Genomic DNA, 12,372 nt, shown 5'->3' on the forward strand with positions numbered 1-12,372 from the left:
CTCATCCCTTCCCAGTGGAGGCGGCGCCTTCGAAGGCGACGACCTGCTCGCTGGCGGATTGGTTGAAAAGGACGCGGACAGTGCCGCGTTCCTTGGCAGGCATTTGGAATACGAAGGTCCCGGAGGCGTCCTTGCCGGCGGCAACCGTGGCCGGGAAGGCCTTGGCTCCGGATTTGCTCAGCTCCGTGGCGGGAATGCGGTCCTGGCCGTACTCGGCCGTGACGACGGCGGCGCCCAGATCCAGCTCCTTGTCCGAGGTGTTCCACACGGTCACCACGAACCGGACCGCCGGACCCGCCACTTCCCCCACGCCTTCGGCCTTGCCCTGGATGGCCTCCATTTTCGAGACCGATACCTTGAACGACTCCGTGGTGGCCTTTTTCCCGAGCGCGACCGGCTCGGCCACCGGCTGCTCGACTTCGGCCAGGCGGGCGTCGGGGGCGACCTCGGGCACGTCCCGGGATCCGTCGGCTTTCCCGGGGCCGTCCTCCTTCGCTGCGTCTTTCCCGCCAGCGGAGGTGTCCTTTTCCTTCGCCGCACCCGCCCCGGATGTCGGCTCGGCTGCGGCTGGGGTTTTCGCGCTGTCCTCCTGCGCGCTGTCCGCCAGGGTGCCGGCGCCCGCTTGGGCGGCGGTGCGGGCGGCATCGTCCGCGGCGCCCGGCGGGGTGGACAGCGCGTAGCCGCCCAGTCCCACGGCGAGGGCCGCCACCGCCACAAGCGCCGTTACGGAGACGGCGCGGCGTCGGGCGGCGGGCACAGCGGAACCGGCCGGAGCCGTTTCCTGTCCCCGGCCGGCTGCCTTGTTCTCATCCGGCATGGCTGCCTCCCGCAATCGCGCCGGTCGCCGGACGTCCCGGGGCGGTCGGGGCCAGCCGGCCCAGCTCCCGGAACCATTTGCCCAAGGCCATCGCCAGATGCAGCAGGTTGGCCGCAAAGAACAGGGTGTACAGCACCATGAACAGCGCCGGAGCGCCCAGGAACAGGAAGAGGAAGCAGAAAACCCCGTAGTCGGTGGGCAGCAGGAGCAGGGACTTCAGGCGCGTGCCGGGAGTCCTGGGCTGGCTGGACCCGGTCCGCAGCGCATGGGTGGTGCGCAACTGTTCGGTCAGGATCATGGTGAAGAAGGCCACGGCGGCCACCAGGCAGTACCCGATCGGAACCAGCAGCCACGCGGGGTCCTCCAGCCCGAAGGTGCGGTAGGCACAGATGAGCACCGCCAGGTGTAGTGCCGTGATCTTGGCGCTGTCCATGACGTGGTCCAGCCACTCTCCCGCGGGGGAACCGCCCCCGCGCAGGCGGGCCACCTGCCCATCCGCCGAGTCGAAGGCGTACCCCACCGCCAGCGCCAGCCAAATGACCGCCCCCAGCCAGGGGGACGGAGATGCGAAGGCCAGCATGGCGATCGCGGAAAACGTAAACGCCGCACTGACCACGCTGACCGCGTTGGGGCTCAGGCCCGCACGGAACGCGGCGGCCGCCAGGTAGCGCCCGGCCCGGCGGTTGACCAGGACCGAGTAGGCCGGGGCGCCGGGCGCGACGCCTTTTTGCGCCTGGGCCAGGATATGGACCGTCTCCCGGTATCCGCGGGTGCGCGGTGCTCCCTGCACCCCTGCGTTCGCGCTCACTGCACGCCCCGCAGGGACTGCGGGCGGGCCGCCGGGCCCATGCGGCGGTGCAGGATCCCTGCCGGCGCCCTCGATGGCGTGCCCCCCACAATGGGCGGGCCTGTACGGATATGCCTAGCCATGTTGTCCCCCTCAACAAGATGTGCCCGCTCCCGCCCGCAGGCAGGTTCCAGGTGTGTGCGGGCCGATCCACCGGAACCGTCCGGGGCTCCGGTTCGGTGCATCCTACGGAGCGCTTCAGGGACCGTAAACGCGTGGGGGGCAACAGTGATTACTGGGGTTTGACACGTGCCGGAGCGGGGGCCCTACCTGAATATGGAGGAAAAACACGTGGTCGGCCGGGCGGTCCGCACTCGATGGAAACGCGTGGTGCCGGGGCGGGGCCTTGGGGAAGGGGCTTTAAAAAGGAAAAGGGGGCCGGCGGCGGGGTGGGGATGGCCCAGTCTCAAAGGCCGCCCGCTGCCGGCCCCCCCGGTACAGGGAGCCTGTCAAGGCAGGACACAATCCTGCGCCACGCCCCCGAAAAATTTGGCATTGCTAAGATTTCGGGGAACGCCGGCGCGGACCGAGCCGTAACACTGCAGGAAGGGTTTCGGCGGAAGCTACGCCGAAGTGGCCCCATGGAACTTTTGCTGGGCCGCCAGGAGGCCTTCCCGGATCAGCAGTTCCGCAGCGTCGGCGGCATCGCCAATCAGGAACGGCAGTTCCTTTTTCTCCGTGGTGCCGAAGTCGCGCAGGACAAAGTCCGCGGTGTCCATCCGCCCGGGAGGCCGGCCCACGCCCACGCGCACCCGGTAGTAGTCCTTCGTGGCCAGGGCCTTGGAAATGTCCCGCAGCCCGTTGTGGCCGCCTTCGCCGCCGCCGATCTTCAGCTTGATCGTGTTGAACGGGATGTCGATCTCATCGTGGATGGCCACGACGTGGTCAGGCTCGATCCCGAAGAACTTGGCGAGCGAGGCCACCGGACCGCCCGAGAGGTTCATGTATGTCATGGGCTTGGCCAGGACCACGCGGGGCCCACCCACTCCCAGCCGACCCTCAAGCACCTGGGCACGGGACTTGTGCGCCTTGAACGAACCACCCACGCGGGCGGCCAACTCGTCGAGGACCATCTGGCCCACATTGTGCCGATTGTGCGCGTAGCCGGGCCCGGGGTTCCCGAGCCCGGCCACGAGCCAGGTATCACTTGCCATGCGAGGGGTCTGTTGGCCTTACGCAGCGACCAGCAGGTCGAGGTGCTCGACGATCTGCTTCAGCGGGTCGCGCTGGATGTCCTTGACGACCACCTTGCGCTCGGTGCCCTCGATGTCCAGGATCAGTTCGGCGGCAGCCTGGCCACGGATGGCGAGGGTGGTCTCGCGGGCGGGCAGCAGGACGTGGACCGGCTCGGAACCCTGGCCGTAGATGACGGCGGGGATCTTCTCGTCGCGGCGGGCCTGGCGGGCAGCGCCCTTGCCGAAGTCCGAGCGAAGTTCTGCGGCGATCTTGGTCGACATGGTGTCTCCTTGGGAAGCGTGGTTAGCGGTCTGCCCGGGCCAGGGATCCGGCCTAGATGCCGCACGCGTTCCGTAAAGGAAGGGGCGCTGTATTGGGCGTCTAGCCTCGTCGATCACGGAGTCGCATTCGCTCCCTCGCCTGGGCACTGCGAACAACTATACCAGCCGCGCGCCGAAGGGGCCGCGGGGGCCCGGCCAACCCGGCCCTCACCGGGGGCGGCAGGGGCCGCGCCGGTAATTGACAAAATAAGTAATACGTTGTGTCTAGGCTAAAATGAGAACGAGTCAGTCTAAGCACGCGACGAATCACGCCAAAGAGCCCATGGGGGACAGCATCTTGGAATCAAGCGACGTAAACGGAAGCCCCGACGGGCCCGATCTCCGGCAATACCTGTCCGTGGTCGCGTCTTACTGGCGGGGCATTGTCGCCATCCTGCTCAGTACGGTGCTGCTGGCCTTCGGCTGGACGCTCCTGCAGCCGCGCATCTACCAGGCCTCCTCGTCGGGGCTCGTGGTGGCGGCTGGCGGCGATAACATCACCATGGCCCTGGCCGGTGACAACCTGGCCAAATCGAAGGCCACCAGCTACAAGAGCATCGCCCTTACCGTGCCGGTGGCCCGGCGGGTGATCGAGGAACTGAATCTCTCCACGAGCGCCAACGCCCTCCTGGAGCGCATCAGCGTGACCGTTCCCACCAACACCGCGGAAATCCGTATTAACGCGACCTCCACGGACCCTGAACAGGCACAGGACCTGGCCAACGCCTGGGTGGCAGCCCTCGCGGAGCAGGCAACCGACATCGAATCGGTGGCGCCCTCCGGCTCCAAGGACGCCTTCGCGTCCGAGCCCGCTGTCCAGATTGCCCCTCTCGGCAAGGCCGTGCTCCCCACCGCGCCCATTTCCCCGAACACCAAGCTGGCGCTGGCACTGGGCGGCGTGGTGGGCATGGCGCTGGGCCTGGGCTATGCCCTGTTGCGCAACCACCTGGACCGGCGCATCCGCTCTGTCGAGGCAATCGAACGGCTGGGGGCCGCCGTCGTGGGAACCATCCCGCGCGATCCCCGCTCGGCCGCCGGCCGCCGGATTATCGAAACCGGCGGCATCGACCACGCGGACCGCGAATCGCACCCCTTCATCGAGGCTTTGCGCGAATTGCGCACCAACCTCTCCTACACCGATGTGGACAATCCGCCACGGGTCATCGTGGTCACCTCATCGGTGCCGGGCGAGGGCAAGTCGACCGTGGCGGCCAACCTGGCGGTCGCGATTGCCGGCACGGGCCGCCGCACCGTCCTGATCGAGGGAGACCTCCGCCGCCCCGTCCTGACCGAATTCTTCGGACTGCCCTCCGGGGCGGGCCTGACCGACGTCCTGAGCGGCAGCGCGGATATCGACGACGTCCTCCAGCCGTATGGACCGGTCCCGGAACTGTCCGTGCTCGGGGCCGGCCGCATCCCCCCGAACCCCAGCGAACTCCTCGGTTCCAAGGCCATGCGCTCCCTGCTCACGGAACTTTCCCGCGACGCCGTGGTGCTCATCGACTCTCCCCCGCTGCTGCCCGTAACCGACGCCGCCATCCTGGCGCGGATCGGCGACGGTGCCCTGGTTGCGGTCAAGGCCGGCTCCACGACGGTCGACGAACTTGGCCGCGCGTTGGACAACCTCCGCCGCGTCGAGGGCCGGATCCTCGGCACCATCCTGAACCAGGTACCCACCCGGGGTGCGGGGGCTTCCCGGTACGGCTACTACGGGCAGTACTACTACTACACCTCCGAGGAGACCCCCGCGGCGGATTCCAGGTCCGCGAAAAAGGCCTCCAAGCTGCCCCAGCCTGCGGAGCCGGCCGAACGGACCACGCCGAGCCGCCGGATTGAGGGAAGGGTGCCCGTCCAGGCGCCGGACCTGACTCCGCGCCAGGCCCTCTCCCCCGCGATCGCTCCGATGCCGGCAGCGACCTCGCAGATTCCCCACGTGCCGGGCGCCGAATACGGCTTCGGGGGCGGCCCCTCCCCCGAGGATTCCGGAGACGTCCTGGGCAACACGCTGGCCTCCCGCTCGCAGATGCGCCACCTGCGCCGCAACCAGTAGTCTGCCCGTTCCCGGGCCTGGCTCCCCGTACCAGGAGCCAGGCCCGGATCAGGATCCGGCCCCGCCGGCTGAGTACGGCTAGGACCGCGACGCGGCCTCGAATGCCAGGATGCCGTGCAGGGCCGGCAGGAGCTCAACGACCATGCGGTCGTAGACCGTGTCCTCCCGGGTGAACGGATCCACCACGTCGTCCTCGGCGGGATCGGCGGCACGCACTCCGTGGCGCTTGAGCGCGGCCAGGTTCGGCAGCGCCTTCCAGCGCTCCTCGACGCTTCCTCCGCCGCGCGGAAGCCTGCCTCCGCCGTCGTCGGCCGTGACGGCGGCCAGGACCCGGGCGAACTCGCGCACCGTGAAGGCCCGCTTGAGCATGCGCGGGCTCAGCGCGACGGCCCGCGCGCGGTGCGCGGCGGTGAGCGCCAGCACGAAGTCTGCCTGCCCCAGGAGCGACTCGGTCAGCTGGCGCGAAACGAACCCTTCCGGATCCCCTCCCGCGTGGGCCAGCCGTTGCGCGGAACGTTCGTCCATGGCACGGCCCACCAGGGCGTCGGTGCCGGCGCTGGAGATGGTGAAGGTCCCCGGAGCGATCTCATCGAAGCCCCGCTGGAGGTAGCGTTCGGCAAACGGGGAACGGCAGATGTTGCCGGTGCAGATTGTCAGGATGTGGACCACCCCCCTAGGTTACCGGGCCGCGGGCGGTCCTCCGGAAACGGCGGGGCCCAAAACCGCGGGCCCGAAAACGGCGGAGCCCGGACGCGCAGTGCGTCCGGGCTCCGTGGCCGGCTGGTGCCGGTCCCGCTAGACGTTGCCGTCGAAGAGGCTCGTCACGGAGCCGTCCTCGAAGACCTCCTTGATGGCCCGGGCGATCAGCGGGGCGATCGACAGCACCGTCAGGGCGTCGAAACGCTTGCTCTCCGGGATGGGCAGCGTGTTGGTGACCACCACCTCGCGCGCACCGGACTCGGCCAGGCGCTGGGAGGCCGGTTCGGAGAACACCGCGTGGGTGGCGGCGATGATGACGTCCTTGGCCCCGGCGTCCTTGAGCACGCGCACCGCACCGGAGATGGTGCCGCCGGTGTCGATCATGTCATCGATGAGCACGCAGGTACGGCCCTCGATCTGGCCCACGACGGTCTTGGAGACCGCCTGGTTCGGGACCGTGAGGTCGCGGGACTTGTGCACGAAGGCCAGCGGGACGCCGCCGAGGCGGTCAGCCCACTGTTCGGCCACGCGGACGCGCCCGGTGTCCGGGGAGACGACCGTGACGTTGTCGGAACCGACACGGCCGCGGATGTAGTCGGCCAGCAGCGGGATGGCCATCAGGTGGTCGACGGGACCGTCGAAGAAGCCCTGGATCTGCGCGGTGTGCAGGTCGACGCTGATCAGGCGGTCGGCACCGGCGGTTTTGAACAGGTCCGCGACCAGGCGGGCGGAGATGGGCTCGCGGCCGCGGCCCTTCTTGTCCTGGCGGGCGTACGGGTAGAACGGGGCGACGACGGTGATGCGACGGGCCGAGGCGCGCTTCATCGAGTCGATCATGATCAGCTGCTCCATGAGCCAGTTGTTCAGCGGCGCCGGGAATGACTGGATGATGAAGACGTCCTTGCCGCGTACGCTCTCGCCGGAGCGGACGTAGATCTCGCCGTTGGCGAAGTCGTAGGCGGACATCGGCAGGAGTTCGGTCTCCAGCGCCTTGGCGATCTCCTCGGCCAGTTCGGGGTGCGCACGGCCTGACGCCAACACCAGTTTCTTGTCGACGTTGTAGCTGAGTTCGCTCATGGAATCACTTTCTCGGGGGAGGGTATCTCAGGGGGCCAGGAAGGGTTCAGGGGGCGGTGGCGCCGCGGTGCGCCCGCGAGGCGGCCAGCGCCGAGGGGCTGCCCGGGCGCTTGGCCTCGGTCCAGCCCTCGGTGTTGCGCTGCGGGGCCACGGAAAGGGCCAGCGCGCCGGCCGGAACGTTCTTGCGCACAATCGCGCCGGCCGCGGTGTAGGCCCCGTCGCCGATCGTCACCGGGGCGATGAACACCGTGTTGGAGCTGGTGCGCACGTGGGAGCCGATGACCGTGCGGTGCTTGTTCACGCCGTCATAGTTGGCGGTGATGTTGCCGCAGCCGATGTTCGTGTATTCGCCGATCTCGGCGTCGCCGGCGTAGCCGAGGTGGGAGAGCTTGGAGCCCTTGCCGACGGTGACGTTCTTGGTCTCGTAGAAGGCGCCGATCTTGCCGTCCTCGCCCAGGTCCGTCTTCGGGCGCAGGTAGGCGAAGGGACCGACGCTGGCGCCGGCACCGATGCGCGCATCCGTCACGTCCGAACGCACGACTTTGGCACCTTGGCCGACCGTGGCGTTGGTGAGCGTCGTGTCGGGACCGATCACCGCGTCGGTACCCACCGCCGTCGTTCCGTGCAGCTGGGTCCCGGGCTTGAGGGTGACGTCGGGGCTGAGCGCAACCTCGACGTCGACCCAGGTGGTGTCCGGGTCCACGACGGTGACTCCGGCGCGCATCCAGCGTTCAAGGATGCGGCGGTTCAGCTCCTTGCCGAGCGCGGCCAGCTGGACCCGGTCGTTGGCCCCCTCCACCTGCCACCGGTCCTCAGTGGTGACGGCGGCGACGCGTCCGCCGGCCGCGCGGGCAATGGCCAGCACGTCCGTCAGGTACATCTCGCCCTGCGCGTTGTCGGTGGTGACCTGGGAGAGCGCCGCGCGCAGGACGGCGGCGTCAAAGGCGTAGATGCCGGAGTTGACTTCGGCGATGGCGCGCTGTTCGGGCGAGGCGTCCTTGTGCTCGACGATGCCGGCGACCGTTCCGTCCGGTGCGCGCAGGATGCGTCCGTAGCCGGCCGGGTCCTCCAGGACGGCGGTGAGCACGGTGACCGCGTTCTGGTCGCGGTCGTGCGCGGCGACCAGCTCGCGCAGCAGCCCGGTGGTCAGCAGCGGGACGTCGCCGTAGGTAACCACGACGGTGCCTTCCAGCTGCGGGGGCAGGGCCTCGAGCGCGACCTGGACCGCGCGTCCGGTACCGGGAATCTCGTCCTGGTCGGCAATCGTCAGGCCCGGTTCCAGGCTCAGGAGGTGTGCGGCGACGGCGTCGCGCTCGTGCCTGACGACGGCAACAAGCTGGCGGGGCTCAAGGCCCCGGGCGGCGGCCAGCGCATGGCCGACCATGGAACGGCCCCCGATCTCGTGGAGGATCTTGGGCTTGGCCGATTTCATGCGGGTTCCGGCACCGGCCGCGAGGACGATGACGGCGGCGGCTTCCACGCTCAAGATGTGCACTCCCATGCGATCGTTTGGCACTGCGTCCGGGGCTCGAATCGGACCGCCCCAGTCTACCGCCTGCCCGGACACCGTTTCCCCCGTCCGCCGGGTGGCGCAGGACACCTTCCGTTCCGCCCCTAGGATTCGAACCTAGACTGCACGGCTCCAAAGGCCGGCGTGCTGCCATTACACCAGGGCGGACCGTGTCCGCAGGGCGGGCACAGGAAAACATTCTGCCACAGCGCCACGCGTTCTTGCCCGTGGGAGTGCGCATGCGCGCCGTGGCGCGCCGCCCCGGGTGGGGCGCGCCCCCGCGCGGCGGGCCCCAGGGGGCGGCGTGCGGCGGGGAGGCCGGCCCCCGCCGCGGGAGGAGAAGCCCCAGTCCCGCCGCCTGGCCCACCCGCAGGCCCCGGACCAGCCGGGTCCTGCGGGCCGGAACCTCCGCGGTGCGTGCGGCAATGGGTCCCGCGGACACCGGCTGTCCCGGGGTGAGGATGCCGCCGGCCCAGGCACTGTTTCCTGCGGCCACCAGGTCCCGGGCCGGGTGCAGGCGGCGCCCGCCGGACTGGCGGGCGGTTCCCGCCACCAGGTCCCGGCTCAGTTGTTCGTACCCGTCCGTCACGACGTCCCAGTCGTAGGCCGCGGCCGCGTCCCGGGTCCGCCGTCCGCGCTCGCGCGCGGCCTCGGGATCCGCGTCGGCCAGGGCCACCAGCGCTGCGACGTCCTGCGGGTCGGTGAAGTAGTGTCCCGTCCCGCCCAGCACCTCGCGGTTGAAGCCGACGTCGAAGGCGTTGACCGCGGCGCCGGCCCCCATCGCGCGCAGCAGGGAGGGGTTGGTCCCGCCCACCGAGTGCCCGTGCCAGTAGATGCGCGCATTGCCGTAGAGCTGGTCCAGCAGCTCCTGGTCCCACACACCGCCCAGGAATTTCACCTTCCCCTGCGCCGCGGCCTCCACCCGCTGCAGGTAGGCGCTGTTGTACGGGCAGCTGCCGACCGCCACCAGCGGAACCTTCGATCCGCTGCGCACGTACCCCTCAACGATCAGGTCCACGTGGTTTTCGGGCTCGAAGCGGGCCACCAGCAGGTGGTATCCGTTGGGTTCCAGCCCCAGCTCCGCGAGCCGCTCGAAGCGCCCCTCCGGGAGGATCGGCGCCCCGTAGGTCAGCAGCCGGGTGTCCGCGTCGAACTCGTGCCGGTAGTAGTCGGCGATGCCGCGTGCATCGGCGATCAGCGCATCGGACCACCTGACGGCCAGGGACTCGCATACCCGGTAATACCGCTTGCCCACCGGTCCCCACTTGGCCCGCTTCCATTCGAGGCCGTCCATGTGGGTGGCGACGGGGATACGGGCCGCGCGCAGCAGGGGCAGCCACGGAGCGTTCGCCGCATTGAACACGATCGCGGCGTCGGCGGCGTGGAACACCTGGTGGGCGGCCGAGAGGGCGGTGTGGCTGAGCGTCTCCAGGCTGCGGGTGCGCAGTGCCGGCAGCTCCACCCGCCGCATGCCCCGGTGCATCCGCAGCCCGTCGCCCCCGCGGCAGTAGACGACCACCTCGTGGCCGCGGTCGACCAGGCGCCGCCCAATCTCCTCCACCGCGGTCTCGAATCCCCCGTACTTGGCCGGCACCCCGCGGGTGCCCACCATGGCGATGCTGAGCGGGCCGTCCGGCCCGGTCTTTTTACGCATTTTCCCCTCCAACGTTTTCTGCGTGGCGTGCGGGCTCAGTAGGCCCCGACTGGCTTGAGGACGACCTTCACGGTGCGCCAGAGAATCTGCAGGTCGCCGGTGAGCGACCAGTTTTCGACGTAGTACAGGTCCAGCCGCACGCTCTCCTCCCAGTCCAAGTCGGAGCGTCCGCTGACCTGCCAGAGGCCGGTGAGGCCGGGCTTGGTCAGCAGCCGGCGGTGTTCGTGCCCGTCGTAGCTTTCGACTTCCTGCGGCAGCGGCGGCCTGGGCCCCACCAGCGACATGTCGCCGCGGAGCACGTTCAGCAGCTGCGGGAATTCGTCGAGCGAGAACTTGCGCAGCCAGGCGCCGACCCGGGTGATGCGGGGGTCGTGCCTGAGCTTGAACAGCGGCCCGCTGCCCTCGTTCAGGTGCGCGAGCCGCTCCAGCTCGCGTTCGGCGTCGGTGCACATCGTGCGGAACTTGTACATCGTGAACGTGCGGCCGTCCCTGCCGACCCGCTGCTGCCGGAAAACGGGGCCTCCGGGGCTGTCGAGCACGATCAGGAGGGCCACCGCGGCCAGCACCGGAGCCAGGACCAGCAGCCCCAGCCCGGAGGCCACGACGTCGAGCGCCCGCTTAACGGCAAACTTGCCCCCGTCGAAGGTCGGGGTTTCCACGTGCATCAGCGGCAGTCCCTCGAAAGGACGCACGTGGATGCGTGGACCCGCGACGTTGGTCAGCGAGGAGGCCAGGATCAGTTCGGTCCCGGTCCTCTCCAGCCGCCAGCCGAGCTGGGTGATGTAGCTGCTGCCCGCATCGAGCTGGCCGGCAACGATAACTGCGTCGGCGCTGTAGCGCTGGATGGCCGCTTCCAGCGTGGAGAGTCCGCGCAGGACCGGAAGCCGGCCCCGTCCGGGACGGGAAACCTCGGGTCCTTCCTCGTGCTCGAGCACGACTCCAACGACGCGGTAGGCCGGACCCGACTTCTTCTCCAGCTGGGTGACCACGTAGGCGATGTCCGCCGGCTGGCCGACAACCAGCACGTTGAACAGTGCCTGGCCCTCCGCGTGGGTGGTCAGCAGGCGGTGCCGCCAGACCCAGCGGGTGGCCAGCAGCAGTGCCGCGCCGAGGGGAAGGGACAACACCAAAAAGTCCCGCAGCGCCTGGAATCCGAAAGCGATGTCGACGACCGCCAGCCAACCCGCCGTGGCCGCCGTCGCATCGATGATGCGTTTGTATTCGGTTGCGCCGACCCCCGCATAGCGCGGGCAATGCGCCCGGAAAAGGGACAGCAGGAGGATCCAGCTCGACGCGACGGCCAGGGCTGCCGGCCAGGTGTCCGTGCCGTCCATGAACAGGACCAGCAGGACGCTGGCCATGATGACCAGGCCGTCGGAGGCCAACAGGTTGAGCTGGTAGCGGCGGCGCCACTCGCCGCTGGTCCGTGCCTTGGTGCCCGGGTCCTCCGGGGTTCCGGCTTCAAGGATGCCGGGTCCGGTCCAGCGGTTGAAGCCGGCGACGGCAGGATGTGCCTTGACATGTTCACGGGTCTGGGTCATGGGATCCGATCCCCCCCCAGGTGGTGCGGGGCACTCCAGGGTGCCCCCGAGTTCGTGCAACGGACTAGCCATGCTCACGCCCCCCAAGTGTTTACCAAGCGAAATCCGGTGTTTGCCGGCCGGACATCGCGCCTTTGCGCAATGCCCACCGCCGAGGGTAGGAAGCGGAGCGGTCCCGGGCACGGGTGGGCGGGTACTCGAATGTGCCCCGATTCCTGCGCAATCCACGGGCATCCCACACCCGCTACCACCTAGTGGGCGGAAATTGTGCGTCCGCGGGGGCGTGGACAGCCGTCTGGCCGGGCACCGGTACCAGGAGTGGTACCGGTGCCCGGCCAGACGGTGCCTAAGGGCCAGCGGCAGCTGGGGATTGAGCCTTGTCTCAGAAAGCTCGCATACCGCCGGCCCGATCAGGGGGGCAGTTCCTGCCCGGATGCTGTCCGGATCGGGGGTGTTTTGTTCCCCCCATGGCCGCAGCTTACGGGTCTTCCCGCCCGGACTGCCTGGGGCGGGAAGAACTCCAGAGGGCCGGCGGTCGCTGGGGGGGCTGAGTCTAGGCGTCGCCTAGCTCACGAACCGCCGGCACCATCTGGAGCGGCAACATGCACTTGCGAATGCCTCCAAGGCCGAGGAATTCCAGTTGCCGGTACGGGCGATCGGACAACGCCCGTACCCCCGAGA

At 69.3% G+C, this 12,372-nt stretch carries 9 protein-coding genes, 1 tRNA gene and 1 pseudogene; 1 reads left to right on the forward strand and 10 read right to left on the reverse strand.

Annotation, left to right across the window (positions count from 1 at the left end):
- Position 1: 1 nt before the first annotated feature.
- The 4 genes from NCCP_RS05845 to NCCP_RS05860 form a co-directional block, all read right to left on the reverse strand.
- On the reverse strand, positions 2-817 hold the full coding sequence (locus tag NCCP_RS05845) for a hypothetical protein (RefSeq protein WP_149956299.1): 816 nt from the start codon (positions 815-817) through the stop codon (positions 2-4).
- The gene (locus NCCP_RS05850) at positions 807-1,625 is read right to left on the reverse strand and encodes a CDP-alcohol phosphatidyltransferase family protein (protein WP_225873697.1); all 819 of its coding nucleotides are present in this window, start codon (positions 1,623-1,625) and stop codon (positions 807-809) included. Before NCCP_RS05850 ends, NCCP_RS05845 begins: the two co-directional genes overlap by 11 nt.
- Before the next feature lie 602 nt (positions 1,626-2,227).
- The gene (gene pth, locus NCCP_RS05855) at positions 2,228-2,818 is read right to left on the reverse strand and encodes an aminoacyl-tRNA hydrolase (protein ID WP_149956300.1); all 591 of its coding nucleotides are present in this window, start codon (positions 2,816-2,818) and stop codon (positions 2,228-2,230) included.
- Positions 2,819-2,836: 18 nt separating this feature from the next.
- Complete coding sequence (locus NCCP_RS05860) at positions 2,837-3,121, reverse strand: 50S ribosomal protein L25 (protein ID WP_149956301.1); 285 nt, start codon at positions 3,119-3,121, stop codon at positions 2,837-2,839.
- A gap of 322 nt (positions 3,122-3,443) precedes the next feature.
- On the opposite strand from NCCP_RS05860, the gene NCCP_RS05865 reads away from it, so the two are divergent.
- The gene (locus NCCP_RS05865) at positions 3,444-5,210 is read left to right on the forward strand and encodes a tyrosine-protein kinase domain-containing protein (RefSeq protein ID WP_225873698.1); all 1,767 of its coding nucleotides are present in this window, start codon (positions 3,444-3,446) and stop codon (positions 5,208-5,210) included.
- 78 nt (positions 5,211-5,288) lie between these two features.
- Here NCCP_RS05865 and NCCP_RS05870 read toward each other — a convergent pair whose 3' ends face one another.
- The 6 genes and pseudogenes from NCCP_RS05870 to NCCP_RS05895 form a co-directional block, all read right to left on the reverse strand.
- Positions 5,289-5,879: an arsenate-mycothiol transferase ArsC gene (locus NCCP_RS05870; protein WP_149956302.1), complete on the reverse strand. Its 591-nt coding sequence runs from the start codon at positions 5,877-5,879 to the stop codon at positions 5,289-5,291.
- Positions 5,880-6,005: 126 nt separating this feature from the next.
- A complete protein-coding gene (locus tag NCCP_RS05875; RefSeq protein WP_149956303.1) occupies positions 6,006-6,986 on the reverse strand; it encodes a ribose-phosphate diphosphokinase in 981 nt (326 codons plus the stop codon).
- Between the two features lie 46 nt (positions 6,987-7,032).
- Positions 7,033-8,487: a bifunctional UDP-N-acetylglucosamine diphosphorylase/glucosamine-1-phosphate N-acetyltransferase GlmU gene (gene glmU / locus NCCP_RS05880; RefSeq protein WP_149956304.1), complete on the reverse strand. Its 1,455-nt coding sequence runs from the start codon at positions 8,485-8,487 to the stop codon at positions 7,033-7,035.
- A gap of 105 nt (positions 8,488-8,592) precedes the next feature.
- Positions 8,593-8,664: transfer RNA gene (locus NCCP_RS05885), tRNA-Gln, on the reverse strand.
- Between the two features lie 559 nt (positions 8,665-9,223).
- A pseudogene (locus NCCP_RS05890) lies at positions 9,224-10,150 on the reverse strand (DUF1972 domain-containing protein); the annotation flags it as partial.
- 35 nt (positions 10,151-10,185) lie between these two features.
- The gene (locus tag NCCP_RS05895) at positions 10,186-11,691 is read right to left on the reverse strand and encodes a sugar transferase (RefSeq protein ID WP_172627313.1); all 1,506 of its coding nucleotides are present in this window, start codon (positions 11,689-11,691) and stop codon (positions 10,186-10,188) included.
- Positions 11,692-12,372 lie beyond the last annotated feature (681 nt).

The organism is Zafaria cholistanensis (genome assembly GCF_008580665.1).
In the GTDB taxonomy this organism is placed as follows: domain Bacteria; phylum Actinomycetota; class Actinomycetes; order Actinomycetales; family Micrococcaceae; genus Zafaria; species Zafaria cholistanensis.